This is a genomic window from Halosegnis sp. (assembly GCF_042216475.1).
GTDB lineage: Archaea > Halobacteriota > Halobacteria > Halobacteriales > Haloarculaceae > Halosegnis.
In genome coordinates, this window is the sequence record NZ_JBDGTV010000013.1 from 115,826 (window position 1) to 141,981 (window position 26,156).

The window sequence follows — 26,156 nt, forward strand, 5'->3', positions numbered from 1 at the left end:
CGCCGGGCTTATTACGATGTGCGAACTCGGGTCGAGTAATGAGCGACACGACCGAGGATCGCACTATCCTGCTCATCGGCAGTGGCCCGATTCAAATCGGACAGGCAGCCGAGTTCGACTATTCCGGCGCCCAGGCGTGCCGGGCACTCCAGGAGGAGGGCGCGCGGGTCGTGCTGGTGAACTCGAATCCGGCAACCATCATGACCGACTCCGAGATGGCCGACAAGGTGTACGTCGAGCCCATCACCGTCGAGGCCATCGCGGAGATTATCGAGCGGGAAAACCCCGATGGAGTCATCGCGGGGCTGGGCGGGCAGACTGGGCTGAACGTCACCGCCGAGCTCGCGGAGGCGGGGGTCCTCGACGAGCACGACGTCGAGATAATGGGGACGCCGCTGGACACGATTTACGCGACGGAGGACCGGGATCTGTTCCGCCAGCGGATGGAAGACATCGGCGAGCCGGTCGCCGCCTCGACGACTATCTCGCTGGACGAGGACGAGTCTGTCACCGACTTCGACGAGGCACGGCTCCGCGAGCGCGTCGAAGCGGCTGTCGAAGAGGTGGGCGGTCTCCCGGTCATCGCCCGGACGACGTACACACTGGGCGGGAGCGGTTCCGGCGTGGTCGACGACATGGACGAACTCGTCGAGCGGGTTCGGAAGGGGTTGCGGCTGTCTCGCAACTCGGAGGTGCTCATCACCGAGTCGATCGAGGGGTGGGTCGAACTCGAGTATGAGGTGATGCGCGACGCCGATGACTCCTGTATCATCATCTGCAATATGGAGAATATCGACCCGATGGGAATCCACACCGGCGAGTCGACCGTCGTCACCCCCTCGCAGGTTATCCCAGACAAGGGTCACCAAGCGATGCGCGACTCCGCGCTGAAGGTCATTCGCGAACTCGGCATTCAAGGTGGCTGTAACATCCAGCACGCGTGGCGCGACGACGGCACGCCCGGTGGTGAGTACCGTGTCGTTGAGGTGAATCCGCGTGTCTCTCGCTCGTCGGCGCTGGCGTCGAAGGCAACCGGCTACCCCATCGCCCGCGTCACCGCGAAGGTAGCACTCGGCAAGCGGCTCCACGAGATCGACAACGAGATCACCGGCGAGACGACCGCTGCCTTCGAGCCGGCTATCGACTACGTCGTGACGAAGGTGCCGCGCTGGCCCAAGGACAAGTTCAGCGATGTGGAGTTCGAGCTCGGCACGGCGATGAAGTCGACGGGCGAAGCGATGGCTATCGGTCGCACGTTCGAAGAGTCGCTGTTGAAGGCGCTGCGCTCCTCGGAGTACGACCCAGCTGTTGACTTTTCGACGGTCGACGACGAGACGCTCGAGACCGACTACCTCGAACGGGCGACACCGGACCGTCCGTACGCGATGTTCGAGGCGTTCGCCCGCGGGTACACGACCGAGGAACTCGTTGAGTTGACCGACATCCACGAGTGGTACGTCGAACGGTTCGGCAAGGTCGCGGCGGCCGCCGAGGCGGCGATGGCCGGCGACCCTGGCCCGGCGACAGAACTGGGCTTCACTAACCAGGAGGTGACGGCGATGGCTGACGGCGAGTTCAACGACACCCATGCCTCGTGGCTGCCGGCCGCTCTCGACGTCGAGACGGGCGACGAGCCCGACGAGGAGGTAGCGACAGACGGCGGCGAGACAACCGTCGAGCACGTTGAAGAGTCGACGGTCGGGCGCCGGTTCAAGCAGGTCGACACCTGTGCTGGCGAGTTCGCCGCCTCGACGCCCTACTACTACTCTGCACGCGAGCCACTGTCGGACATTGCGCGCAATGAGGTACAGGTCGACCGCGATGTCGAGAGCGTCGTCGTCGTGGGTGGAGGCCCGATTCGGATCGGCCAAGGTGTCGAGTTCGACTACTGTGCGGTCCACGCGGTACGCGCGCTCCGCGAGCAGGGCATCGACGCTCACGTCGTGAACAACAACCCCGAGACGGTATCCACGGACTACGACACCTCTGACGGGCTCTTCTTCGAACCAGTGACTGCAGAGGAGGTGGCCGACGTCATCGAGGAAACGAACGCCGACGGTGTGATGGTTCAGTTTGGCGGCCAGACATCAGTCAATGTGGGCGAGCCGCTGGCCGACGAGCTCGACCGCCGTGGGCTTGACTGTGAGATTCTCGGGACGAGCGTCGAAGCGATGGACCTCGCAGAAGACCGCGACCGGTTCAACGTCCTGATGGACGAGATGGGCATCAGCCAGCCCGCAGGCGGCACCGCAACCTCCGAGTCGGAGGCGCTGGCGCTGGCGAGCGATCTCGGTTACCCCGTGCTCGTGCGGCCCTCCTACGTGCTCGGTGGCCGCGCGATGGATGTGGTCTACTCTGACGAGGAACTGAAGGAGTACATCGAAGAGGCCGTTCGTGTTTCCCCCGACAAGCCGATTCTCGTCGACGAATTCCTCGCAGATGCCGTCGAACTCGATGTCGACGCCGTCAGCGACGGCGAGGACGTGCTCATCGGCGGGGTGATGGAGCACGTCGAAAGCGCGGGCGTTCACTCCGGCGACTCGGCCTGTATGATTCCGCCTCGGTCACTCTCTGACGAGGTGCTCGCTCGCGTCCGCGAGGTGACCGAAGATATTGCCCACGCGCTCGACACCGTCGGTCTGCTGAACGTCCAACTCGCTGTCCGCGGCGAAGAGGTGTACGTGCTGGAGGCGAACCCGCGCTCTTCGCGGACGGTCCCGTTCGTCTCCAAGGCGACGGGCGTCCCCATCGCGAAGCTGGCGGCTAAAGTGATGGCCGGCGCCAGCCTCGCGGAACTCGGTGTCCACGAGCAGGTCCCCGAGCACGTCTCTGTGAAGGAGGTCGTTTTGCCGTTCGACCGGCTGCCGGGCGCAGACCCGCGGCTCGGGCCAGAAATGAAGTCCACAGGAGAGGTGATGGGCACTGCCCGCTCGTTCGGGAAGGCATATCTGAAAGCCCAGGATGCCGTCGGGAAGCCGATTCCTCGTGACGGAACGGCGTTGGTCGATCTTGAGACGCTACGGGGGCTCTCCCAGAAGAACGAGGATCTGTCAGACATCGACGAGGCCGTCGCGCGTAACTTTGAGCACACGACGCCGGCCGATTACGACGACCTGACCGCAGCGGTTCAGGCCGGCGAGATCGACCTCATCCTCTCGCGCGACCGCGACCTGCTGGAGGTGGCTGTCGACGAGGAGATTACCTACTTCTCGACGGTGCCAAGCGCGCGTGCGGCGCTCGAGGCGGTGGAGACGGCCGACGAGCCACTCGACGTGATGGCGCTGGGCGAGCGGCCAACCGAGCGGCGCGACTGGGGCCAGTAGCGCGTCATTCTCGCTTGCGCGCAGACCGTCGAGAGAAACCGAGACGGATTGAGTTCAGACGCGACGCCGCGTGGTTGTCAGTCTGCTAGGGCTGGCTCCTCTTCGTCAGCCAGCGCAAGGACATCGTCGAAGAAGTCCAATGAGTCGTGGGGTCCGGGGTTCGCCTCGGGGTGGTACTGACGCGTGAGCACACCCAGTTCGTCGCTCTCCAGCCCTTCGGGGGTGTCGTCGTTGACGTTCACCTGTGTCACGTCGAGTGGACCGGGGTCTGAGACGGTGTAGCCGTGGTTCTGGGTTGTCATGACGACGCGGCCGGAGCGGAGGTCACGGACCGGCTGATTGACGCCACGGTGGCCGAACGCCATCTTCTCGGTGTCGCCCCCGAGCGCGCCAGCAACGACTTGCTGGCCGAGACAGATGCCCGCAAGCGGCAGGTCGCCGGCAAGTTCGTCGACGAGTGTTTGTGCAGCAGTGAAGTTCTCCGGGTCGCCCGGCCCATTCGAAATGAACAGTACGTCCGGGTCCACGTCACGCACATCTGTGGGAGTCGCGTCGTACGGGAGCACGTCGACGACGGCGTCGCGGTCGACCAGTGAATCGAGGATAGAACCTTTCGCGCCGCAGTCGATGAGACACACGCGCGGGCCGTCGCCGTCGGCGTTCACTGTCTGGGGTTCGCCGACGGACACCTGCGCGCCGATGTCGGTATGCTCGCTCATCCCCTTGCACTCGGACAGTTCCTCGCGGGCCGCTTCGGGGGTGGCGTCCGGGCCGGCCGCGACGCCACAGCGCATCGCCCCCTGATCGCGAATACCCGTCACGAGGTCGCGGGTATCGAGGTGGTCGACGGCGGGAACACCCTCCTCGGTGAGCCACTCAGCAACGTCGTCAGTGAGTTCGCGGGCGACGACGGCCCGTGGATGGACACGCTCGGACTCGAACCGCTCAGAGCGAACACCATAGTTGCCGATAAGCGGGTACGAGAACGTCAGGACCTGTTCCTCGTAACTCGGGTCGGTGAGCGACTCCTCATATCCTGTGTACGCCGTCGTGAACACGAGTTCGCCCCGCGAGCGGCCCGGTGCACGCGAACGGGCCTCCACGACACGACCGTCCTCTAGCGCAATGTACGCAGTCGTCATTACGAGTCTCGTATCACTCTCGGGTCTTAACGCTTCGGTTCGAAGATTCATTACGAAATTCGTAATCGTGAAGTGGCGGCGCCGAGAACGCCATACAATCAGATGGACGACCTCGACCACCGTATCCTGAACATCCTTCGACGCGACGCGCGAACGCCGTACACGGAGATTGCTGAGGAGGTGGGAACGAGCGAGGGAACCATCCGCAACCGCGTCGAGCGGATGCTCGAGGATGGAGCTATCGAGCGGTTCACAGTCGCCACGCGCACGGGGAACGTGAAGGCAATGGTGGAGGTTGGCGTCGCCGTCGATGTGGACACGCGGGCCGTTTCGGGCCAGATGTCTGAGTGGGAGCCGGTCGACTACGTCTGGCAGGTCTCCGGGGAGGAGGATATCGTGCTCGTTGTCGATGCCGCAGATACAGACGCACTCAACGATCTCATCACGAAGGCGCGGGAACTCGACGAGGTTGTCTCGACGAAGACCCGGCTCATCCTGAACGAGACGCTCGGCTGACTACCACGCGAGTCGAAGGGTAATTAACCCGCGTTGCCGTCCCGGGACACATGAGCACGGACTCCGACCCCGAGGGCGCCGTCGGGGAGGATATCGACCACGAGAACGCTCGGCAGCACGTCGTGGCCGTCGACGCCAATGATGAAAAAGAGGGGCTGGTGAACCGACTTGAGGCCCACACCGGCGATGGCATCCGCCACCGCGCGTTCACCTGTCTCGTCTTCGACGGCGACGGTCACATCCTGCTGGGTCAGCGAGCCCCTGACAAGCGGCTCTGGGATACTCACTGGGACGGTACCGTCGCGTCCCATCCTGTCGAGGGGCAGTCACAGACAGCAGCGACCCGCCAGCGACTCGAGGAGGAACTCGGGGTGACGCCCGACCAGTACTCCGACCTCCGGGTGACAGACAAGTTCGAATACAAGCGCTATTACCACGAGGAAGGCGTCGAGTGGGAGGTGTGTGCCGTCCTGAAGTGTACGCTGGATGACCGCGCTATCGACCCCGATCCACAGGAAATCGCCGGCACGATGTGGGTCCCCTACGAGCGCCTCCACGACAATCCACGCTGGTACCGCCAACTCCGGTTGTGTCCGTGGTTCGAGATTGCGATGCGGCGCGACTTTTGACGGCGGGGTAGCTGTCCGGAGGCAGCGCTCCGCGAACACAAACGACGGGAAGGATAGAGCGGGCTAGATCTCGTCGACGATCTCGTCGGCGTCGATGTCGGCATCCTCCAGCGCCTCTTCGATGTCGGCACCCTCGGCGCCACCGGCACCGCCCATGCCACCCATACCGCCCATCATGCCGGGCATGCCCATACCGCCGCCGTCGATGACTTCTTGGATGACGAGCCGGTCGATTCCGGTCAGGTCCATAATCTGCTGGCCGATTTGCTGTTTCTGGAACATCCACTGCTGATTCATCGACAGCTGTGGGGTTGCCTCGATGTACAGAGACGTCTTCTCGACGGTCTCGGTGACCGTCTCGGGCTCGGCATCTTCATCATCCTCGTCCGGTTCCTCGACACGCGTCTCCTCAACCTCTTCCTCCTCGATGTGCATCTCCAGGTCGAGATCGAGGAACATGTCGAACAGGCCCTTCGCCCGCTCCAGCTGGTCGGTCACTTCGTCGAGGATTTCGTACTCGTACTCGACATCTTCGCCAGCCAGCGGGTGGTTGAAGTCGACACGGGCACGCCCGCCGACAATCGTCTCGAGGTACCCCTGTTCGCCGTCGATTTCTACCTGCGCCCCGGGCCGCATCGAGTCTTCAGGAATCTTGTCTGCCGAGACGGTACGGACCTCGCTTTCGTCGTACTCGCCGAACGCCTCGCTTGCTGGGACGGTCACACTGCCGGATTCACCGGGCTCCTTGCCGCGGATGTCGGCCTCGACGGCCTCGAACAGGTGTCCCTCGCCGAGCACGAGGACGCGCGGCTCGAAGGTGCCCTGGTCGGCGACGCCCTCCTCTTCGGCCACCTCTTCGTCGGTCGTGTCGACGAGCTGGCCGCCCTCAACGGTACGGGCAGTGTACGCAATCCGGATGAAGTCGCCGTCCTGCAGTCCAGTCGTCTCCTCGGCCGCCTCATCGGCCGGCTCCTCGGTCTCCTCGACCTCCTCGGCTTCGTCACTCATACCAGAGTGGACTCCCGTCGCACTCTTAACAATCACGTTTCGTCGGTCGGCGGGCTTTTGGGCCGACCGACCCCACTACGGCTGTGTACGAAGTGGAGCTCAAGCTCCAAGCCGACCACGCGCCAATCCGAGAACGGCTCGCCGACCGCGCGACCCATCTTGGGACGGTGACCCAGCGGGACACCTACTACGATGCGCCGCACCGGGACTTCGCCGAGACAGACGAGGCAGTCAGAGTGCGCGTTGAGGAGCCAGCGGACGGGCCAGCCGTCGCGCGGCTCACCTACAAGGGGCCGCTCGTCGACGAGACATCAAAGACTCGCGAAGAACACGAGACAGGCGTCGACTCTGGGCCGGCCGCCCGTGCCATCCTCGAGGGGCTGGGCTTCGACCCGGCGGCAGTCGTCGAGAAGAATCGCGAGCGGTACGCACTCGGCGAGTATACGATCACTTTCGACACGGTCCGCGGGCTCGGCGAGTTCATCGAGATAGAAACCGAGGTTGAGGACGAGTCGGCGGTGCCAGCGGCACGCGACCGGGCCCGCAACATATTGTCTGAGTTGGGCCTCGATCCCGAACAGACAGTGCGGACGTCGTACCTCGGGCTCCTGCTTGCGGCGGACGAGCCCACGGACCCAGATGCTCCAGAGTAATTACAGCCGCCGCTAGTGTTTCCGTAAGTTATAGAACCGGTCGACGGGTCATTACGAGCAATGACTGAGCGGAACATTCGGGTCGAGCCGGTGGCGGGGCGGGCAGTGGAAGACCAGGCGGTCGAGATAGTCGAGCGGAAAGGGCTCGGCCATCCGGACTCCATCTGCGATGGCATTGCGGAGCATGTCTCCCAAGCGCTTGCGCGAGAGTACCTCGACCGGGTCGGCCGGGTACTTCACTACAACACCGACGAAACCCAGTTGGTTGCCGGGAGCGCGGCGCCGGCGTACGGCGGCGGCGAGGTGGCCGAGCCCATCTATCTCCTCATCACTGGGCGCGCGACAAAAGAGTACACAGAGATGGAGAACGGCACCGTCGTCGACCACCACCATATCCCCGCCGAGACGATTGCGCTGCGGGCGGCCCGCGATTACGTCGAGACGCACTTCCCGGAACTCGAGTTCGGTACCGATGTCGTTTGTGACGTGCGGCTGGGCGAGGGGTCGGGCGATCTCCAGCAGGTGTTCGGCAAGGACGGCAAGCAGGTGCCCAAGTCGAACGACACCTCCTTCGGTGTTGGTCACGCGCCGCTAACAGAGACAGAACGCATCGTTCTCAACGCCGAACGAGAACTCAACGGCGCATTCGGAGCCGACCACCCAGAGGTCGGCCAAGACGTGAAGGTGATGGGGAAGCGCGAGGGCGACCGTATCGACGTCACCGTCGCCGTCGCGATGGTCGATGCGTATCTTCACTCGCTGGAAGAGTACGACGCTGCCGTTGACGCGGTGCGCGAATTCGTCACCGACCTTGCCGGCCGCTACACGGACCGTGAGGTCAATGTCCACGTCAACACTGCCGACGACTACGACGAGGGCTCGGTCTACCTCACGACGACCGGCACCTCTGCCGAACAGGGCGATGACGGCTCTGTCGGCCGGGGGAATCGCGCAAACGGACTTATCACGCCCAACCGGTCGATGAGTATGGAGGCTACCTCCGGCAAGAACCCTGTCAACCACGTCGGCAAAATATACAACCTGCTATCGACGGAGATCGCCCGCGCCGTCGTCGACGAGGTGGACGGCATCCGCGAGATACGCATCCGGCTGTTGTCACAGATCGGCCAGCCCATCGACGATCCACACGTCGCCGACGCGTCGCTCGCTACCGTCGATGGCGTCGATGTCGCTGACATCCGTGCGGACGTCGAACGGGTTGTCGACCGTGAACTCGCCAACGTCACCGAACTCACCGAGCGGGTCATCAAGGGCGATCTTACGACGTTCTGACACGGAAAGAGCGGATGCCCACCCGTTCAGCGGTGGGAGGAGGTCACCCCGAGCGAAACGAACTTTCCCCTCCCCGCACTCGTCGGTCACATGACGCGGGTGTGTCTCGTCGGGTCGCCGGACGTGAACCTCCGGTACGAACTCGTCTCGCGGGAGACAGCCCGCGACGCGCTGGCAACCTACGATCTGCAGGAGCCGTACGAGAACACCGTCGCCGTCGACACCATCAGCCTCGGCGCAGCGGTGGCACTGCTCAACGACCTCGACTGGTATCTCGCCCGGTTTGCCGACGCTGCCTTCGTGCTGGAGCCATCGGTGAGCGACGACGAGTGGCTCTCGCGGACGCTGGCCACGGCAATTCGCGATGACGAGGTTACCCCCGCAGAGTCCGACCGATTCCTCAAGCTATACGGCGTCGACGACGGCCGGCTCGTGGAGCCGATGTTCGTCGCCCGCACTGGCCACGATTTGCCGGAGTACGATCTCCGTGACGTCGAGGAGACAGTGCGCGTGCGCGTCACCGAGGCAGAGTTCGAGGCCTAATCGAACATTCCCGTCGACATATAGCGCTCGCCGGAGTCCCAGAACACGGTAACAACGAGTGGACACTCCTCGGGGAGCGAGCCGGCCGCGCTCGGGCGCCCCCCGAGCACGTCCGTCGTCGGGTCCGGGCCCGGGCAGTCAACATCGGCTGCCAGTCGCTCGGCGACCCGCCTGGCGGCGAGATTCGAGGCGCCTGACGATTGACCCACGAGAATTCCTTCCTCGCGTGCCAGCCGGCGACACTCCGCCTCCGCCGCCTCGATAGAGACCGTCTCCACACCGTCGAGCAGGTCGGTGTCGAGGTTCGGGGAGACGAACCCTGGGCCCATCCCCTGGAACGAGTCTCCCTCTGGCTCTCGGCCCGACAATACTGCGCTATCCTCCGGCTCAACGGCGATTATATCGACATCTGGGTTCGCCTCGCGAAGCCGGCGCCCGATACCAGTGATGGTGCCTCCGGTCCCGACGCCGGCTACCAGCGCATCTACCTCGCGGTCGGTCTGCTCGAGGATCTCTTGGCCCGTCGTTTCGTAGTGGGCCTTCGGATTCGCCTCGTTTTCGAACTGACGCAGTTGGACGGCATCTTCCTCGCGTTCGATTTCGTCCGCACGGTCTTTCGCATCGGAGATGTCTCCCTCCACAAGTTCGAGCCGGGCGCCGTACGCGCGCATGATTGCCTGCCGCTCGGGCGACTTCGAGGCCGGCATCACGATGGCAACATCGTACCCCTTCGCCGCGCCGACCATCGCAATCCCGATTCCCGTGTTCCCGGAGGTTGGCTCGACGACGGTGTCGCCCGGCGTCAAGTCGCCGGCCGCCTCTGCCGCCTCGAACATCGCGAGCGCGGGGCGGTCCTTCGCACTCCCGCCGGGGTTTTTTGACTCGATTTTGGCGGCAACAATGCTGCCCGGCGGCGACGACACCTGCACCAGCGGCGACCCGACGGTCCCGAGGATGCTCCGGTCCATGATGTCTCCGTTCCCGCCGAGCCGTAAGGCGTCTGCGGTCGCGGGCGTCGCAGTTTTACCGGCGGGCGGGCTACGAGTGAGTATGGACCACGAACTGGAGACGATGCGGCCCAATCCCGCTTGGACGCCGGCCGGCTACGAGGAGAGTGTCAAGACGTTCGCCGACCTCGACGAAGCGGTCACAATCCACGTCTGGGGCGGCGACTGGTGCAAGGACTGTCGCGCACAGCTGCCGGATTTCGGAGCTGCGCTTGCGGCCGCGGAGATACCGGACGAACGAATCTACCACTACCCAGTCGAGAAGCACGACGACGGCTCGAAGTCCGGACCGCGCGTCGAGGAGTACGGCATCGAGCGCATCCCAACGGTCGTCATCGAGCGCGACGGCGAGGAGCTTGCCCGGTTCGTCGAGGACGCCGACCAGCCTATTCTCGGCTACCTTGCTGATCAGCTCCGTGCGACCGCCTAAATTATCTCGAACGTCGGTGCCGGATGGCCGTCGTCCTCGGTGATGACGCCCGCCAGCGATACCTGGTCGCCAATCTCGACCCGGTCACCGACTACCCGCCCCATCACACGGGCGTCACCGAGCGACACGGCGACGACCTGATAGCCCCGTTCTTGGAATCCCGCCGGCGGCACCTGCACCGTCGTCTCTGTGTGGACCGTGCCCTCGGTCGGGAGTTCCACCTGCTCGAGGTCGCGTTCACCACAGTGGGGACAGGCGGCGACCGGTGACCCGTTCGTGTGCCCGCAGGCACACGCCAGACCCAGCAGGCGACCCTCTTGGACGGCGTCGGCCCACTCAGCGTACGTCAGCCCGCTCATGGCCGGGCCTCCAGCACGCTGACGACGGTGGTAGCTGCGTCCCCGCCGAGGTTGTGCGCGACGCCGATATCGGCATCAGCGACCTGCCGCTCGCCGACCGTGCCCCGGATCTGTTCGGCCAACTCCACTATCTGTGCTGTGCCGGTCGCGCCGATGGGGTGGCCCTTCGCCTTCAGCCCGCCCGATGGATTGATTGGGCGGTCTCCCTCCAGTGAGGTGCGCCCCGCAGCGGCGTAGCGGCCGCCCTCGCCGTCGGGCGCAAAGCCGATCGCCTCGCTGGCGAGTATCTCTGCGCCGGTGAAGCAATCGTGGACTTCGGCGAAGTCCGCCTCATCGGCGGTGATATCCGCCTGGTCGTAGGCCTGTCGCGCAGCGTCACGGGCCGCCTGTGTCGCCGTCAAATCCCGCTTGTCACCGAGCGGCACCACATCCGTTGCGTGGCCGACGCCCGTCACGTCGACCGGCGCGCCGAACGAGTCGGCGAGGTCCTCGCTCGCGACGATGACCGCACTGGCACCGTCGGAGAACGGACAACAGTCCATTAATCGGAATGGGTCAGCCACGACAGGGCCCTCCAGCACCGCCTCGACGGTGGTCTCTTTCCCGAAGTGAGCTCGGGGGTTGAGCCGTCCGTGGGCGTGATTCTTCACCGCCACCTCGGCCAGTTGCGTCTCGGTCGTTCCGTACTCGTGCATGTGGCGCTTGGTGAGCAGGGCGAACACGCCAGGGAAGGTAAGCCCCGTTGGCTGTTCGTACTGGCGGTGAGAGGCAGAGGCGAAGATACGCGTCATCTCGGGAGTATCCTTGCCGGTTTCGGGGGTACATCGCTCGACGCCGCCCACGAGGACGATATCATGGACACCGGCGTCGACAGCCTGCACCGCGTTCTTGAATGCGTTTGCCGAGGTGGCACAGGCATCCTCGAACCGCTGGACCGGGAGTCCGGCTGCGCCGATATGACTCGCCATTCGGGGACCGAGGTGGGTCTCGTTTTCCGTCTGGCCGCCCATCGCGTTGCCCAGATACAGCGCGTCGAGGTCGCCCGCCGCGACACCCGCGTCGTCGAGCGCGTCGAAGGCGGCCTGGCCGAACAGTTCCTGTAGTGGGGTATCGTGGACACCGAACTTCGTCATGCCGGCGCCGACAACGGCTGCGCGTGCCATAGCCTCCCTCGCGTGTGAACAGTAATCAACCGTTCGTTCCTGTTCAGAAGCGCTCGCGTTTCCCGTCGGGGGATCGCCCGCCTGTACCTGGGAAGACAAACCAGATCAGCGCCCAACCGACAACGGCGCCCGCGACGGCCGCCATCGCAATTATCGGGAGGCCGCCGCCGGCCTGCACGGCGATGAGGGCCGCTGAGACGGCGACGAGCGCCGTCAGCCCCAGTTTCATCTTGAGTGCGAACCGCTCGCGCTCCTCGGTACTGATCGGTCCGACCATTACTCACCCTCCCCGGGCCGGACCGGCACGGAGACGTGCATCCCAGTGAACTCCCAGTCACCGTCGTCTTGGAGCAGCGATCCCGACCACCGGGTGTCAAACTCGTGGCGCACGTCTCGTTCGGTGTCGGTCCACGCCATGTACACCTCATCTGCGAACCACCCACTCGCCTCGGCCGTATCGACCACGAGGTTCGACGACTCGACGGTCCAGTCGGTCGTGGTCGCAGTTTGTGTGCGTAGCCCCGCCCGCACCGTCTCATAGCCGACCAGCCGCTCACCGACACCGAACTTCACCGTCGTTGCTGCCCCGTGGAAGTAGGGGTACAGCGGCTCGCCGGCCCGCAGCGCCTCGTAGTAGTCCCGTACCGTCCCTGCCGCGTCCATACGGCCCGGTCGCGTTCCCGACTCTTACCGGCATCGGTGGGGCCCCACAAGCGACTTTTCTGTAGCCTCAGACCACCAGCTGTGTCCGACACCGCTAGCTACGGCGCGCTCCGTGGTGGGTCAGGCACGCCGCTGGGCGTTCTCCTCGTCGCGGGGCTTCAGCTGTTCAATGCTATCCTCACCCTGTCGGCTCTGCCGGGGATTCTCGGACTGGACGGCATTGCGGGGCCGGCGCTGGTCGTCTTGGGAATTGGGTACGTAGTATTGCTCATCGTCGCCAGCTACTGGCTCGTGACAATGCGGTTCCGCGGCTGGCTCGCCACGCTCGGGCTCTACGGACTTGGTGGTCTCGCGAGCCTCGCGGCCCGGAGTCTGCTCGGGTTGCTGCTCGCGATTGCCGTCGTCGGCTATCTCGCGCGAATCGAAGGCCACTACGAGGAGTGGTGAGCCCCGGCCGAGCACGGTCGGGAACACACGTTTTATTCGGCCGACACCGAAACGGCGGGTATGGACGCCGCCGAGCGCGCGAGGCTGGTGACACGGTACACGGAGGAGGCCGTGACACGCGACGAGATTGAGTCGATACTCGCCGACCGAGACGAGCCACACGTGTACATCGGCTATGCGCCGACCGGTGAGATGCATATTGGCCACTTCACGACGATGCGAAAGCTGGCAGACTTCCTGGCGGCCGGCCTAGAGGTGACCGTCCTCATTGCCGATCTGCACGCGCACCTCGACGACGAGAAGTCGCCGTTCGAACTGCTGGACGCCCGGTCGCGCTACTACGAGGAGGCCATCCGTGGGATGATAGCCGCCGCCGGTGCGGATCCGTCAGCCATTGAGTTCGTCCGCGGCACTGACTACCAACTCGACGAACCGTACACGCTCGAGTTGTACCGGCTCATCGCCGACACGACAATCTCTCGAGCACAGCGGGCCGGCAGCGAGGTGGTGCGTGCTTCAGAGAATCCGAAGCTCGGCGGACTGGTGTACACCTTGATGCAAGCGCTTGATGTCTCGGCACTGGGTGCAGACATCGCCTACGGGGGGATTGATCAGCGAGGCATCTACATGCTCGCCCGTGAGACGCTCGACGAGAAGCCCGCCTGCGTGTTCGCCCCGTTGCTTTCCGGGCTCACCGGCGGTAAGATGTCCGCCTCCGAAGCCAGTTCGAAGGTAAATCTCACTGACTCGGCCGAGGTCATCGCGGAGAAGATCGAGGGCGCCTACTGTCCGCAGGGCGAGGTCGAAGACAACGGTGTGCTCGAGTACCTCGAGTATCTCGTTTTCCCAGTCTTCGCCGAACAGGACGAGCCGCTGGTCGTCGAGCGACCTGAGGAGTACGGCGGCGACCTGACCTACGAGACATACGATCACCTGGAGGCCGACTACGTCGCGGGCGAACTCCACCCGGCAGATCTCAAGCCAGCCGCAGCCGCGGCCATCAGCGATGTGGTCGCACCTGTGCGCGACCGGCTGACGGGTCAGCCACAACTTCTCGCCGAGGCGTACCCCGAGACGTACGACGCGTGAGACCGTCCACCAGACGACACGCGTGTCACCCGGTGGGGACGCCAGTTACCCGGTAACCGTCGTGTCCGCGAGAGTATATGTATTCCCAGCCGGTAGAAGGTAACGTGATGATACCCGATTACCAGACCCAAGCGAGTATCGCGGTGATAGCATGATTCCTCTCCAGACCGAACTCTTCGGCGGCGGCGGCGGTGCCGAGCTGTTCCTGCTCGGCCGTATCCTGTTCGGCGGCGTCCTTGCGTTCATGGGCCTCAATCACTTCCTGAACCTCGACGAGATGGCCGGCTACGCGGAATTCAAGGGACTGCCGGCACCGCGGTTCGGCGTCGTCGCGTCGGGCGTGCTGCTCGTGGCCGGTGGGCTGGGGGTCGTCCTCGGCGTGTTCCCCGGCCTCGCGGCGGGCGCGCTCGCGACGTTCCTGCTCGTCTCGGCAGTGGTGTTCCACGACTTCTGGACCATCGAGGATCCCGAGGACCAGCAGGCCGAGATGACGAACTTCCTGAAAAATGTCTTCGGCGCAGGCGCAGCGCTTGCGTTCCTCGCCGTCGGGGGCGCCGCATGGCCGTACGCCCTGGGCGTCACGTTCCTGTAGCCGCCAACTCTCGACCGCGGCTGTTTATTTTCCCCGCCCCCAGGGGCAGGTATGGAGATTGACGCGCGCGACGGCCGCTCGCTGTACCGGACACTCGCGGGCGCCGTAGTCCCCCGACCTATCGGCTGGATTGCGACCCGCGGGCCCGACGGTGACAACCTCGCACCGTACTCGTTTTTCAACGTAGCGACCCCGAAGCCACCGACCCTCGCCTTCTCGGCTGGTGATACACGCGAGGGGCTGAAGGACACTGCCCGGAACGCTGTCGAGACTGGAGCGTTCACGCACAACGTCGTCATGGCGGACCTCGCGGCAGCAATGAATGAGACCGCTGCGACAGGCGCTATCGATGAATTCGACCGTGCGAAACTCACCGCAGTCGACGCCCGGACGGTCGAGGCGCCCCGAGTCGGCGAGTCGCCTGTCAGCTTCGAGTGTGCCGTCGTCGAGACGGTCGACTTCGGCGCCTCGACGCTCGTGCTCGGGCAGGTTCAGTACGTCCACATCGCCGACCAGGTGACCACCGACGGGAAACTCGATACGGACAAACTGGATGCCCTCGGGCGAATGACCGGAAATGGGTATGCCTACACCCGCGACCGGTTCGAGCTTGAGCGGCCGGAGTGAGTGGCGTGAACGTTCCGGTACGTTCATTTAGCACCGCTAAACAGATGCGAGTATGAGCCACGTCTGCCCGAACTGCCACCGCGCGTTCGAGAGCGAGCTCAAGCTCGAGCTCCACCGCGATACCTGCGGTGCCGACGACCTCGTCTGCGGGGAGTGCGGCGAGCAATTCCCCGAGTCAGCCGCCACACGGGACGGCTGGCACTACGCTTGCCCGAACGACGAGTGTGACGCAGAAGGAATCGGCGAACAATTGTACGACCTCGACGGCGTGCGCGCCCGGTAGTTACGCGAGGCGGGCCAGCCGGCGGAGGCCTCGCCGACACACTGGGACGTAGCCCGCTGCAGCCAGCGGTACCTCGATGACTGCGATGCTCTCTGTGCCGGACCGCCCTCGCTCTGCTCGGTGACCTGTGGCTGGCAGCCCTGCGACTGTCCACGTCCACCGGTAGGACTCGCAGACGTCCACGCTGAAGGAGAGCCAGATGCCAGCGACGGTCTGCACGCCCCCTTCGGTCCCGGGCTCCACGTAGCGAACCGGCGACTCGACAGCCCTGACGGACGGCCCCCACTCTGGCCACGCCTCCGTGTCACGGAGCAGATGCCAGATCCGCTCGCGTGGCACCGGCACCCGCTCGTGCACCTCGATGCGTCGGCCATCAGGTGTGTCTGCGAGTCTGACCACGCCTGTCTGTGCGCACGCGTCGGCAAAGTCCTAGCGCCGCGGTACAGGCTTTTGTCGCCGGCCGCCGAGGTGGAGGTATGATAACGGTTCGCGATCTCCGGAAGGAGTATGGCGACTTCGTGGCGGTCGAGGGATCAACCTTCGAGGTGGCGCCGGGGGAGGTATTCGGCGTCGTCGGGCCGAACGGCGCCGGAAAGACAACGACGCTGAAGACGCTCGCCGGGCTTGTTGAACCGACGGCCGGGACGGTCGAGGTGGCTGGTCGCCCGCCCGATGAGCCGGCCGCCCGCCAACAGCTTGGATTCCTTCCAGAGGAATCTCCACTCTACGAGGAGATGACGGCTCGCTCGTATCTGTCCTTTTTTGCTGATCTCTACGACATCCCCACGGAGACGGCCCAGAAGCGCATCGAATCGACGCTCGACCGGCTCGAACTGGACCACCGCGACCGCCCGTTGGGAGATGTCTCGAAAGGGATGAAACGGAAGGTTGCCATCGCCCGCTCGCTGGTCAACGAGCCGGATGTACTCGTCTACGACGAACCTGCTTCCGGCCTCGATCCCCTGACGACCAATTATGTCGTCGAATTCACCCGTGAACTGGCTGACGCGGGCAAGACAGTCGTGTTCTCGGCACACAATCTTTACCATGTCGAGTCGGTCTGTGACCGGGTAGCGGTGATGAACGAAGGCCGCGTCGTCGCGAAGGGGTCGCCAGCGGCCTTACGCGAGCAGTACGGCACCACCGAGTACCGCGTGTTCACGAGCATCCCGGTGGACGGCAGCGAAGAGACCGACCGTGGCCACCGCGTCACAGTCGAGTCGATGGCCGCCGTCGACGAGGTGCGCGAGCAAGTCACGGCAGCGGGCGGGGAGGTGCGGGACATCCGTACGATCGAGGCGAGTCTTGAGCGGGTCTTCCTCGACATTGCCGACGGCAGCGAGACAGAGGCCGGCGCGTGACGCCCCGCAAACTGCTCCGGGTTGCCCGCTGGGAGGCGACCAAGGGCGTCGCCAGTGTCGATCGGCGCGTCGCGGCCGTACTCGCGGCTCTGCTGGTGGTGACGCTGGCGTCGGTCCCTGCACTCGCTGCAACGGGACTTGCGCTTGACGAGGGAATCTATCGGGTCGGAATCGAGGAGGAAAGTCCGCTCTACGGCCCGGTGGCGGCCGACACCGCCTTCACTGTCCAAGACCCGTCGCGGGCGGCATTCGAGGATGGGCGCATCGATCTGCTGGTGACAGACGGCCGAGTCCGCTACCGTGACACCGAGAAGGGCCGAGCCGCGGTCGCACAGCTCCAGGCGGCCGTCGAGCGGTACAACGACCGTCGGCTGGCCCGCGAGCCGAATCAGACGGCTGCGTTCCCAGTGCGCGTGACTCTCCGGTTCATAGAGCGCGGCGAGGCCGCTAGCACACCCGGCGAGGACACTGCCAGCGGCTCGGAGCCATCGACCCCGACTCCGACGGCAGTCTCCGGGGGTGGTGGCAGCGGCAGCAGTGGGTCAGGCGGCGCCGGAAGCGGGGCTGTACTGCCAGGTGTCGACCTTTTCGGTGGAGAAACGACGACCGGCTCACCGTCCGATATCGCCCCGCCATTCCCGTTTGAATCGCTTGTGCTCGCGTTTCTGTTTGTCCTCCCGTTGAACTTCGTAATCCAGGCGTACGGGTCGAGCATGCTGAAGGAGCGGCTCAACCGCCGCGGGGAGTTGCTGCTTGTGGCGCCGCTGTCACGGGGCGATATCGTTGGCGGGAAGACGCTTCCATACCTTCTCGTCGCGCTCGCGGTGACCGGCGGAGTAGCTGTCGCCGTCGGCGGCGGACTCCTTTCTATGGCCGGCGTCGTTCCGCTCGCGTTGCTGTTCCTTGCGGCGACATTCCTGGCGGCGATGTTTGCCCGCTCGTTCCGGGAGTTGACGTTCCTCACGGTCGCTGTGTCCGTCGGACTAACGACCTACGCGTTTGTCCCGGCGGTGTTTTCCGAGGTTCAAGGGGTCGCCCTCGTCTCGCCGCTCACACTCGTTGTGCGGGACCTGACCGGCGAGAGCGTCGCCCTTAGCGAGGCAGCCGTCGCTGTTGGGCCCCCCACGCTGACGGCCGCCGTCTGTTACGGGTTTGGCCTGGGACTCTACCGCGAGGAGGATCTGTTCACCCAGCGGCCAGTGCCGCTGAAGCTCTTAGACGCGCTGGCCAGCCGCATCAGCCGCGCCCGTTCGCTCGTGTTTGTGACGGCGCTTGTCGTGCCGTTCGTCTTCGTGACGGAACTGCTGGCGGTGGCGACGCTGTTCGCGCTCCCAGTCGGCGTCTCAATACCAGTCGTGCTGGCCCTTGTGGCCGTTGTCGAGGAGCTGGCGAAGTCCGCGGTCGTACTCGCAGGGTTCGAGCATGCACGCTACCCGAAGACGCCGCGATGGGCCGTCGTCGGTGGGGCTGCTGCTGGCCTGGGTTTCTTTCTTGGTGAGAAGCTGACACTCGTCGTGCAGCTGGTCGGACTCCCCGAGCTGCGGGTCGGAGCCGCTGCCTTCGGGCCGCCTGCGGCCAGTGTCTCTCCGTTAGTCCTCACTGTCCTGCTGATCGCACCACTTGGACTTCACGTCCTGACAACAACCATTGCCGCGATAGGGGCGACGCGCGGGCGCGAGGGGTATCTCACCGGGCTAGCCCTCGCTGTCGCCGTCCATCTCGCGTACAACGGTGCGGTGCTCGCTGGGGTGGGCGTCGCGTGAGCGGCCCGCTACGCATCGCCCGCCGGGAGCTGTCGTCGCTGTCGGCCGAGAAGACCATTCTGCTCGCGCTGCTCGTCCAACTGTTTGTCGCCGCATTCTCGTCGTTCCTTGTAGTCGGGCTAACTGCACTGTACGACCCGTCGGCGACACAGGGCGGGCGCGTCGAGATAGCGGTTGCCGGTAACGCCAGCGAGGCCGTCGTGGCAGCCGGCGACCAGGCGGCAGTCACGCCGTATGACGACCGAGCAGCCGCGCTTGCAGCGTTCGACGACAGCCGTGCCGACGCGGTGGTGATTGCACAGTCAGTCCCAACCGGGAACGGCTCGCGAATCGTCGTCGACGCCACAGCGCCGGAGTCGAGCCTCCGGAAGACACTCGTCGTCGTCCGAACGCGTGCGCTGCTGGAAGCCCTCGAGCGAGAGGAGCGGGTGCGACGCGCCGACTCGCTGGACCAGTCGCTCGCACCGCGGCCGCCAGATGTCGGGGCTAGTCCCTATTTCAGCTTCTCGTACACGGTGCTCGTGCCGCTGCTGGTGTTGCTGCCGGCGTTCATCGCCGGATCGACAGCCGTCGATTCCATCACCGAGGAGATAGAGCGGGGGACGCTCGAATTGTTGCGGGTCACCCCCCTCTCGCTTGGGGAGGTGGTCGCTGGCAAGGGCGCTGCAATGGCTGTGCTCGTGCCCGTACAGGTGACACTGTGGCTCGGGCTGCTAGCGCTCAATGATATCGCCGTGGCCAACGTCGCCGGTCTGCTCGTATACGCCGCCGCGGTCGCGGTGCTCCTCGTTACCGCTGGCGTTGCGTTGGGCCTGCTCGTGCCGAACCGTGAGCGCGCGCAGTTGCTCTACTCGCTGGGAGCGCTTGCAGTCTTCACGCTCGCAGGATTTCTCCCCGAGCATCCAGCGACGACCATCGCACGGCTCGCCATCGACAGCCCGGCTGCCGCGACCTACGGATTGGTGGCGGTGAGCGTTGCAGCCGCCGGGCTGGCCGTCGCCGGGCTGGCCAGGCTCGTCGCCAGCCTCGATCCGGAGTCGCTGTGAGAGCTACGCTTTTGACCCCGCCGGCAGACGCCCGTGTGTATGGAGTACACCACGCTCGGTGACACGGGGATTGAGGTGTCGCGTATCTGTCTCGGTTGCATGAGCTTCGGCGATCCGGACTGGCGCGAGTGGGTGCAGGGCGAGGAGTTCGGTCACGAACTCGTCGAGCGCGCGATCGACCTCGGCATCAACTTCTTCGACACCGCCAATATGTATTCGCGGGGGGAGAGTGAACGAATCCTCGGTGACGCGCTCGAAGGGTACGACCGGGATGCACAGGTGGTGGCGACGAAGGTGTTCTTCCAGATGCGCGACGCCGACCCAAACTCCGGCGGCCTCTCGCGAAAGACCATCGAGCAGGAACTGGATGCCTCGCTCAATCGCCTCGGGGTTGATACCGTCGACCTGTACCAGACACACCGGTGGGACTACGACACGCCCATCGAAACCACGCTGCGTGCGCTTGACGACGCCGTCCGTCGTGGAAAGGTTCGCCACGTCGGTGCCTCCTCGATGTGGGCTCACCAGTTAGCGACGGCCCAGCACACGGCCGACCGCCTTGGTCTCGAACAATTCGCGACGATGCAGAACCACTACAACCTCGCGTACCGCGAGGAGGAACGCGAGATGCTCCCCTACTGTGAGCAGGAGGGACTCGGCGTCATCCCGTGGTCGCCGCTGGCTCGCGGCTACCTTACCCGGCCACACGACGAGTACATGTCGACGAAACGTGCGGAGACGGACGACTACGCCCAAGAGCACCCGTACGCGGAGCGGGGCGGCCGGGAGATTAACGCGCGTGTCGAGGAGCTAGCCGACGAGTACGACGCCGAGATGGCACAGATAGCGCTGGCATGGGTGCTCTCGAAGGACGTCGTCACCGCGCCAATCGTCGGTGCCTCCTCGATAGCCCACCTCGAGTCGGCCGTCGAGGCGCTCGACATCGATCTCAGTGCCTCGGATGTCGAGTGGCTCGAGGAACCGTACGAGGCCGTTGCCGTCTCGGGCCACGCCTGACGTCGACAGGTATAAACGGCGACCGAACGCCTCTGCTGGGCACGGAAATGGACCGAGACGTGCCGTTCGATCCCGTCGTTGACGGCGAGGCCGTTACGGCCGTGAGGGCGGCCACCGATGACACTGTCTTCTCCGTCGTCGAGTACACCACCGACGACCTCCACGTCGCCTACGTCTCTGAGGCGACGCGAGCACTGTACGACGACGAGACAGACATGTATGGCCACTTCGACCGCATCCACAGCTACGTCAATCTCGACATTGCAGAGATCGCGCTGTTCACCGACGACCTGTTTCCGTTCGCCGACGACGCGCGGTTCATCACGACAGCACTGGACACGGGGAAGATGGTCCGCGTCTACGTGAGCGACAAGCGAGGAGTGTTTATCGGGCTCGAACCGGCGGCGACCGTCGAGCCGATCGTCGACGCGCTCCTCAACGCGGTCGGGTAAGCGCGCTCGTGTTCCGGGTCTGAGACTCCACCCACGGGGCCCAGTTTAGCGACGCCGTGCGAGTGCGATCCCGAGGACGCCCAGTGGGAGGCCGAACGCGAGCACGTACGGAAGCGCGTACGCGACAGTCACCGTCGCGGCCTGGACGACGGTGACGACGCCATCAACTGAGGCCGCAAACGCCGCTCCGAGCGACGTGTCGGTGTATCCAGGCTCTGGGGTCGGGGTGGGTCGCTCTTCGCGGAGTTGGACGGTGATTGTCGAATAGGCGACACGTCGCTCCAGGCTCCGCTTGCGCGCCTCCAGTCGCTCGATCTCCGTCTGGACCTCGCTTAGCCGCTCAGAGACACGTAGGACGGCCTCCGTGTCGTTAGCTCCCTCGTACAACTCGCGGAGCCGTGCTCGCTCGGCCCGGAGCGTCCGCAGCCGTGCCTCGATATCGACCAGTTGGTCAGTAACGTCTCTCGTATCCGCCGAGGCCTCCCGTACGGTCCCGAGCGTCTGGATCGTGTCGAACGTCTCGTTAAACCGCTCGCTTGGCACCCGAACTGTGACTACCCCAGCCGTCCACGTGCGGTTCTCCTCGCCGCGAGTCTGCCGGCTGGTCTCCGCCACGTAGCCGCCCGATTCCCGGGCGAGCGTTCTGATCCGGTCGCTGGTCGTCTCGAAGGAGTCGACGGTCAACTCCACCCGCCCGGTCCTGACAATCGCCCGGTCCGTGCGTCGGGCCGCGCTCGCATCTCCGTCGCCGCTAGCGGTTGCCTCTGGCGCGGGGGTGCCAGTGGCGGCTGCGGCGGCCTCTTTTTCGGCGACGACGTCCGACGGCGCGTCGTTCGCACTCCCGGCACCACCCCCCGCGGAGCAGCCGGCCAGCAGCACGACCCCGACGAGTACCACCACGAGTACCTGTTTGCGTCTCATAGCCGGGTATTCGTCTGGGCATGGTGTGTGGGTACCGTAATCTCAAATGCCCGTTTGAGCCATCCAGCGTCAGGCCCAAGCAGCCCGGTCCGTTAGTGACGGTATGGCCGATGCCACGGGCTCGCGGCGGCTCTCTGAGCCCGCCCTGTTGTCGATGGTATGGCGCGATGCGCTGTTTGCCCACTGGCCGGTGTCGCCCGACCGGATTGCCGAGACGCTCCCTGACCGGCTCTCTGTCGACACCCACGACGGGCAGGCATTCCTCGGTATCGTCCCGTTCGTGATGGAGGACATCAGCCCGCGAGGGGTTCCGGTCGGGCTCTCCTTCGGTGAATTGAACCTCCGTACGTACGTCCGGGGGGCTGACGGCACCCCCGGTGTCTACTTCTACAACCTCGATGCCGACGACCGAGTCGGGGTGATGCTCGCACGGAGCCTGTTTCGACTTCCCTACTACCGAGCGGAAATCGAGGTCGAGCGGTCGGGTCGTAGAGTCCACTTTCAGTCGCGCCGGGTTGGCGATGGCGAACCGGCGGCGTTCGACGCCACCTACGGCCCCACGGGCGAACCGTTCGAGGCGGCGCCGGGCAGCCTGCCGCACTTTCTTACAGAGCGGTATCGATTCTACACCGCCGGCGAGCGGTCGCTGTTCTACGGTGACATCGAGCATCCCCCGTGGCCACTCTCGGAGGGGACGGTCGAGATACGTGAGAACGACCTGTTTCGCGTCAATGGCTTTGAGGAGCCGACCGGCGAGCCGCTGGTCCACTACGCTCCCCGCGTTGACGTGACGGCAGGACGGGTCCATCGGGTGTGATTAGTAACCCCCGCCCGTCGGAGGAGCCATGAGCGGCGACGCCCTCGAGCCGGCCGTCCGCCAAGTGGACGACGCCGAGCCGTCGACAGAGGAGCTGACCGGGCCCGAGCGACGGCTCAACCCGCGGGTGCAGCTGGTGTGGGCTGTCGGCTCCGTCGTCGGTGCGCTGGCGCTCGGTGTCGGTGCGGCCGTCGTCGGCTTTTTTGTGTTCAACGATCCGGTTCCCACCGGAACGGCGGGCATCTCGCTCGGGCTGGCAGCCGGGCTCATCCTGGCAGTCGTCCGTTACCGGGTGTGGCGTTACGAAGTGCGGGCTGACTCGCTGTTTCTCGAGCGCGGCGCACTCACGCACGTCCGCACCGTGGTGCCGTATGTCCGTGTTCAGCACGTCGACGTTTCACGGGGGCCGCTGGAGCGGACGCTCGGGCTGGCCTCTGTGGTCGTCTACACCGCAGGATCGCGTGGCGCCGACGTGACGGTTCCTGGGCTGGTTCCGGAGCGGGCTGAAGAGCTCCAGTCACGGTTGAAGCAGCTTGCCATCGCCGCCGAGGGTGACGACGCGGTATGAAGCTCCACCCGCTGTCGGTCCTCTACCGTACCGCCGCGTCAGTGACCCGGCTTGGCTGGGTGGTGGTCGTTGGCGCGGTCTCCTCCTCGCAGTTCGACCGGTTTGGGCTGGCGGCGGGCGGCCTGCTGGGAGCCGTCCTCCTCGTTGCGTTCGCCTACCAAGTAGCCGTCGTCCGTCGGTTCGACTACCGAGCAACCGAGGATACGTTCGATATCAGTTCGGGTGTTTTCTCGCGGCGCACCCGCGAGATCCCGTACCGACGGGTCCAGAACGTCGATGTCTCGCGGAACGTGCTCCAGCGTGCGCTCGGTATCGCGGAACTGCGCGTCGAGACGGCGGGAGGCGGTGAGACAGAGGTCCGGCTTCGCTACGTCGGCGACGAAGAGGCCGAGCGGCTTCAGCGAGAAATCGGCCGTCGGAAGCGCGACGAGGACAACGACGCCGCCACGCCGACGGGCGACACCGAGCGACTTTTCGCTATCACGCCTACCGAACTCCTCCTGCTCGGACTGGTGAGCGTCGACCTCCGGCTGCTGTCGTTCGCGACCGTGTTGGTGCCCGTGCTGGTTCCCTCCGTCTCTCGACAGTTCCCGCTTGTCGACCTGTTCCGAGCCGCACCGGCGCTGTTAGCGGGACTCGTCCTGTTGGCGCTCGTCATCTCGTCTCTCCGGGCCGTGACCGGTTACTATGGGTTCGAACTCCGGCGTGGCGACGGGGAACTGCGCTACCGTCGTGGGCTCGCACAAGAGTACAGCGGCACTATTCCGCTGGACAAGGTGCAGGCAGTCGTTATCTCTGAGAACGTGCTTTCGCGGCTGCTCGGCTACGCCGCCCTTTCGGTTGAGACAGCCGGCTACGCGCCGGGCGACGGCGGTGACGGCTCTCAATCGGCCGTCCCCATCGCCGAACGGGCCCGGGTGCTCGCGCTGGCCCGCGAGGTAGAGCCATTCGGGACCATCGAGTTCGAACGGCCACCACGGCGCGCCCGTACCCGCTATGCCATCAGGTATACGCTCGCCATCTTCTTGCTTGCGGGCCTCGGCGTCCTCGTCGCGCGGGTCTCGCCAATCGCGGTGCCGGTGCCAGGCTACGCGCCGCTCGTGTTGTTGCCGTTAGCGCCCGTCGCAGCCCACATGAAGTGGACGCACCTCGGGTTCGCCCTCGGCGAGAACCATTTCATCGCACGCGAGGGCTTCTGGACCCGGCGCACGCGCGTGCTTGCGTACTATCGGGTCCAGACGCTCGTCGAGAGTGCGACCGTGTTTCAGCGTCGACGCGACCTCGCGACAGTCGTGGTTGACACTGCCGGCGCGCAGGGGTTCGGTGCGTCAGATGCTCGGGCGTTGGATATCGACGCAGAGCGGGCAAACGAGCTGCGGCGCGAGCTCGAGACGCGCTTCGAGACAGCGCTTGCGACGACGCGCCGGGAACGCGCGGGCGACGCGGGGCCGAACGCCGCACGCGGAGAGCCGACTCCCGCTGGCGAGTAGGATTTATGATTCGACCCGGTGCTGACCCCAGTGTGGATACACATCGTGGGTCGGCGCTCGCGGGTGTACTGGCCGTCGGGTGCTCGCTCATCGCCACCATTGGTGCGCCCGCTGTCGCGCCGTGGTTTGCGTGGACGACAAACGCCCTGTCGGATCTCGGGACAAGCACAGGCCCCGAGCGACTGCTGTTCAATTACGGTCTGCTCGCTGCAGGTATCCTCGGCTGTGGCTTCGTACCCGCAGTCCGCGCGACCGCGAGCGGCCGAATCGGCCAGGCAGCGGTGCTGCCGGTCGTCGCCGCGCTGGCGGGCGTGGCCGGAGTTGGCCTCTTTCCGGCCGGAAGCAGCCTCCACCTGCCGGCCGCGGCGACGGCCTATCTTGGCTTTATTGCCGCACCACTCGTCTACGGACTCGGCGACCTGTTCGCCGGCGAGATGGCAGTCGGCCTCGCGTCGGTGCTGGACGGACTCATCCACCTGCTGGTCTGGGTCGTGTCGGTCGTGTATCTTGGCGTCGCGGTCGGGCTGGCGGTGCCAGAACTGCTCGGTGCCGGTCTGTTCAATCTATGGGTGCTCGGGGTCGCCGCACGGGTCAGCCGCTACCGAATCACTCGAACGTTTGTACCTCGATAGTACGACCCTCGGGATCGGTCGCAAAGAACTGGTAGATGTCGTACTCGTCGTTGAACCGGGGGGCATCGTCGGCGACGTCTGCGAGCGATTCGTGGGCCGCGTCAACAGCCGCGCGGTCTGATCGGAGGAAGGTGAGACACCCTGCCGTCTCGATGGGGTCGCGAGCACAGAAGCCGAGTGCGTAACTGCCATCACGGATGATGGTGCAATCGGGCTGTTCGCGCCACACGGTACACCCAAGCCGGTCGCGATAGAATGCGACCACCACCTGGCGGTTACCGGTCCGGAAGAACGTGATACCGTCGAACGGTGTCATGGTTGG

The 26,156-nt window shown here is 65.3% G+C and carries 31 protein-coding genes; 21 read left to right on the forward strand and 10 right to left on the reverse strand.

Going from position 1 to position 26,156, the window contains the following annotated elements:
- The first annotated feature begins 38 nt into the window (after positions 1-38).
- Positions 39-3,323, forward strand: coding sequence for a carbamoyl-phosphate synthase large subunit (gene carB / locus ABEJ63_RS09145; protein ID WP_375796057.1), 3,285 nt, complete (start codon positions 39-41; stop codon positions 3,321-3,323).
- Positions 3,324-3,400: 77 nt separating this feature from the next.
- On the opposite strand, the gene carA is transcribed toward carB, so the two are convergent.
- Positions 3,401-4,465 carry a glutamine-hydrolyzing carbamoyl-phosphate synthase small subunit gene (carA, locus tag ABEJ63_RS09150; RefSeq protein ID WP_375796058.1) on the reverse strand — a complete coding sequence of 355 codons (1,065 nt, stop codon included), beginning with the start codon at positions 4,463-4,465 and terminating at the stop codon, positions 3,401-3,403.
- A 102-nt stretch (positions 4,466-4,567) separates the two neighbouring features.
- On the opposite strand from carA, the gene ABEJ63_RS09155 reads away from it, so the two are divergent.
- Together ABEJ63_RS09155 and ABEJ63_RS09160 are read left to right on the forward strand one after the other, a co-directional pair.
- Complete coding sequence (locus ABEJ63_RS09155) at positions 4,568-4,981, forward strand: Lrp/AsnC family transcriptional regulator (RefSeq protein ID WP_375796059.1); 414 nt, start codon at positions 4,568-4,570, stop codon at positions 4,979-4,981.
- 50 nt (positions 4,982-5,031) lie between these two features.
- Entirely contained in the window at positions 5,032-5,610 is a 579-nt protein-coding gene (locus ABEJ63_RS09160) for an NUDIX domain-containing protein (protein ID WP_375796060.1), read from the forward strand.
- Positions 5,611-5,673: 63 nt separating this feature from the next.
- On the opposite strand, the gene ABEJ63_RS09165 is transcribed toward ABEJ63_RS09160, so the two are convergent.
- A complete protein-coding gene (locus ABEJ63_RS09165) occupies positions 5,674-6,618 on the reverse strand; it encodes a peptidylprolyl isomerase (protein WP_375796061.1) in 945 nt (314 codons plus the stop codon).
- Positions 6,619-6,701: 83 nt separating this feature from the next.
- Here ABEJ63_RS09165 and cyaB point away from each other — a divergent pair, with 83 nt between their 5' ends.
- The 3 genes from cyaB (at position 6,702) to ABEJ63_RS09180 (ending at position 9,107) form a co-directional block, all read left to right on the forward strand.
- Positions 6,702-7,271, forward strand: coding sequence for a class IV adenylate cyclase (cyaB, locus tag ABEJ63_RS09170; protein WP_375796062.1), 570 nt, complete (start codon positions 6,702-6,704; stop codon positions 7,269-7,271).
- Positions 7,272-7,331: 60 nt separating this feature from the next.
- A complete protein-coding gene (locus ABEJ63_RS09175) occupies positions 7,332-8,564 on the forward strand; it encodes a methionine adenosyltransferase (protein WP_375796063.1) in 1,233 nt (410 codons plus the stop codon).
- A 90-nt stretch (positions 8,565-8,654) separates the two neighbouring features.
- Positions 8,655-9,107 carry a DUF5804 family protein gene (locus ABEJ63_RS09180; protein WP_375796064.1) on the forward strand — a complete coding sequence of 151 codons (453 nt, stop codon included), beginning with the start codon at positions 8,655-8,657 and terminating at the stop codon, positions 9,105-9,107.
- Here ABEJ63_RS09180 and ABEJ63_RS09185 read toward each other — a convergent pair.
- Entirely contained in the window at positions 9,104-10,075 is a 972-nt protein-coding gene (locus ABEJ63_RS09185) for a PLP-dependent cysteine synthase family protein (protein ID WP_375796065.1), read from the reverse strand. The two genes, ABEJ63_RS09180 and ABEJ63_RS09185, sit on opposite strands and share 4 nt — an antisense overlap.
- Positions 10,076-10,157: 82 nt before the next feature.
- Between ABEJ63_RS09185 and ABEJ63_RS09190 the strand changes: the two genes are divergently transcribed.
- Positions 10,158-10,544, forward strand: coding sequence for a thioredoxin family protein (locus ABEJ63_RS09190; protein WP_375796066.1), 387 nt, complete (start codon positions 10,158-10,160; stop codon positions 10,542-10,544).
- Here ABEJ63_RS09190 and ABEJ63_RS09195 read toward each other — a convergent pair.
- Genes ABEJ63_RS09195 through ABEJ63_RS09210 form a run of 4 tightly spaced genes read right to left on the reverse strand, consistent with a single transcriptional unit; the run spans position 10,541 to position 12,729 of the window.
- Complete coding sequence (locus tag ABEJ63_RS09195; RefSeq protein WP_375796067.1) at positions 10,541-10,903, reverse strand: Zn-ribbon domain-containing OB-fold protein; 363 nt, start codon at positions 10,901-10,903, stop codon at positions 10,541-10,543. The two genes, ABEJ63_RS09190 and ABEJ63_RS09195, sit on opposite strands and share 4 nt — an antisense overlap.
- Positions 10,900-12,066 carry a thiolase C-terminal domain-containing protein gene (locus tag ABEJ63_RS09200; RefSeq protein WP_375796068.1) on the reverse strand — a complete coding sequence of 389 codons (1,167 nt, stop codon included), beginning with the start codon at positions 12,064-12,066 and terminating at the stop codon, positions 10,900-10,902. Before ABEJ63_RS09200 ends, ABEJ63_RS09195 begins: the two co-directional genes overlap by 4 nt.
- A gap of 43 nt (positions 12,067-12,109) precedes the next feature.
- Complete coding sequence (locus tag ABEJ63_RS09205) at positions 12,110-12,343, reverse strand: hypothetical protein (protein ID WP_375796069.1); 234 nt, start codon at positions 12,341-12,343, stop codon at positions 12,110-12,112.
- Entirely contained in the window at positions 12,343-12,729 is a 387-nt protein-coding gene (locus tag ABEJ63_RS09210) for a nuclear transport factor 2 family protein (protein WP_375796070.1), read from the reverse strand. Before ABEJ63_RS09210 ends, ABEJ63_RS09205 begins: the two co-directional genes overlap by 1 nt.
- Before the next feature lie 81 nt (positions 12,730-12,810).
- On the opposite strand from ABEJ63_RS09210, the gene ABEJ63_RS09215 reads away from it, so the two are divergent.
- From ABEJ63_RS09215 to ABEJ63_RS09235, 5 genes are all read left to right on the forward strand, one after another.
- Complete coding sequence (locus ABEJ63_RS09215) at positions 12,811-13,176, forward strand: hypothetical protein (protein ID WP_375796071.1); 366 nt, start codon at positions 12,811-12,813, stop codon at positions 13,174-13,176.
- A 60-nt stretch (positions 13,177-13,236) separates the two neighbouring features.
- A complete protein-coding gene (locus tag ABEJ63_RS09220) occupies positions 13,237-14,265 on the forward strand; it encodes a tyrosine--tRNA ligase (RefSeq protein ID WP_375796072.1) in 1,029 nt (342 codons plus the stop codon).
- Between the two features lie 151 nt (positions 14,266-14,416).
- Positions 14,417-14,857: a DoxX family protein gene (locus ABEJ63_RS09225; RefSeq protein ID WP_375796073.1), complete on the forward strand. Its 441-nt coding sequence runs from the start codon at positions 14,417-14,419 to the stop codon at positions 14,855-14,857.
- A gap of 51 nt (positions 14,858-14,908) precedes the next feature.
- The gene (locus tag ABEJ63_RS09230; protein WP_375796074.1) at positions 14,909-15,484 is read left to right on the forward strand and encodes a flavin reductase family protein; all 576 of its coding nucleotides are present in this window, start codon (positions 14,909-14,911) and stop codon (positions 15,482-15,484) included.
- A gap of 52 nt (positions 15,485-15,536) precedes the next feature.
- Entirely contained in the window at positions 15,537-15,767 is a 231-nt protein-coding gene (locus ABEJ63_RS09235) for a transcriptional regulator (protein WP_375796075.1), read from the forward strand.
- Here ABEJ63_RS09235 and ABEJ63_RS09240 read toward each other — a convergent pair whose 3' ends face one another.
- Positions 15,768-16,166: an SRPBCC family protein gene (locus ABEJ63_RS09240; protein ID WP_375796076.1), complete on the reverse strand. Its 399-nt coding sequence runs from the start codon at positions 16,164-16,166 to the stop codon at positions 15,768-15,770.
- A 77-nt stretch (positions 16,167-16,243) separates the two neighbouring features.
- On the opposite strand from ABEJ63_RS09240, the gene ABEJ63_RS09245 reads away from it, so the two are divergent.
- The 5 genes from ABEJ63_RS09245 to ABEJ63_RS09265 are packed head-to-tail and all read left to right on the forward strand — an operon-like array spanning position 16,244 to position 21,406.
- Positions 16,244-17,128: an ATP-binding cassette domain-containing protein gene (locus ABEJ63_RS09245; RefSeq protein ID WP_375796077.1), complete on the forward strand. Its 885-nt coding sequence runs from the start codon at positions 16,244-16,246 to the stop codon at positions 17,126-17,128.
- Positions 17,125-18,891, forward strand: coding sequence for a PrsW family intramembrane metalloprotease (locus ABEJ63_RS09250; RefSeq protein WP_375796078.1), 1,767 nt, complete (start codon positions 17,125-17,127; stop codon positions 18,889-18,891). Before ABEJ63_RS09245 ends, ABEJ63_RS09250 begins: the two co-directional genes overlap by 4 nt.
- Positions 18,888-19,937, forward strand: a complete 1,050-nt coding sequence (locus ABEJ63_RS09255; RefSeq protein ID WP_375796079.1) for an ABC transporter permease — start codon at positions 18,888-18,890, stop codon at positions 19,935-19,937. Before ABEJ63_RS09250 ends, ABEJ63_RS09255 begins: the two co-directional genes overlap by 4 nt.
- 39 nt (positions 19,938-19,976) lie before the next feature.
- Positions 19,977-20,954, forward strand: a complete 978-nt coding sequence (locus ABEJ63_RS09260) for an aldo/keto reductase (protein ID WP_375796080.1) — start codon at positions 19,977-19,979, stop codon at positions 20,952-20,954.
- A gap of 47 nt (positions 20,955-21,001) precedes the next feature.
- Complete coding sequence (locus tag ABEJ63_RS09265; protein ID WP_375796081.1) at positions 21,002-21,406, forward strand: hypothetical protein; 405 nt, start codon at positions 21,002-21,004, stop codon at positions 21,404-21,406.
- 45 nt (positions 21,407-21,451) lie between these two features.
- Here the strand turns inward: ABEJ63_RS09265 and ABEJ63_RS09270 are convergent, their stop codons facing one another.
- Positions 21,452-22,327, reverse strand: a complete 876-nt coding sequence (locus tag ABEJ63_RS09270) for a DUF4349 domain-containing protein (protein WP_375796082.1) — start codon at positions 22,325-22,327, stop codon at positions 21,452-21,454.
- Between the two features lie 103 nt (positions 22,328-22,430).
- On the opposite strand from ABEJ63_RS09270, the gene ABEJ63_RS09275 reads away from it, so the two are divergent.
- From ABEJ63_RS09275 to ABEJ63_RS09290, 4 genes are read left to right on the forward strand one after another with little or no spacing between them, the layout of a single operon-like run.
- Complete coding sequence (locus ABEJ63_RS09275; protein ID WP_375796083.1) at positions 22,431-23,144, forward strand: YqjF family protein; 714 nt, start codon at positions 22,431-22,433, stop codon at positions 23,142-23,144.
- Between the two features lie 28 nt (positions 23,145-23,172).
- Complete coding sequence (locus tag ABEJ63_RS09280) at positions 23,173-23,712, forward strand: PH domain-containing protein (protein WP_375796084.1); 540 nt, start codon at positions 23,173-23,175, stop codon at positions 23,710-23,712.
- Positions 23,709-25,202: a PH domain-containing protein gene (locus tag ABEJ63_RS09285; protein ID WP_375796085.1), complete on the forward strand. Its 1,494-nt coding sequence runs from the start codon at positions 23,709-23,711 to the stop codon at positions 25,200-25,202. Before ABEJ63_RS09280 ends, ABEJ63_RS09285 begins: the two co-directional genes overlap by 4 nt.
- A 32-nt stretch (positions 25,203-25,234) precedes the next feature.
- Positions 25,235-25,834, forward strand: a complete 600-nt coding sequence (locus ABEJ63_RS09290) for a DUF998 domain-containing protein (protein ID WP_375796086.1) — start codon at positions 25,235-25,237, stop codon at positions 25,832-25,834.
- Here ABEJ63_RS09290 and ABEJ63_RS09295 read toward each other — a convergent pair.
- The gene (locus ABEJ63_RS09295) at positions 25,809-26,150 is read right to left on the reverse strand and encodes a VOC family protein (RefSeq protein ID WP_375796087.1); all 342 of its coding nucleotides are present in this window, start codon (positions 26,148-26,150) and stop codon (positions 25,809-25,811) included. The genes ABEJ63_RS09290 and ABEJ63_RS09295 overlap by 26 nt on opposite strands.
- Between the last annotated feature and the right edge of the window lie 6 nt (positions 26,151-26,156).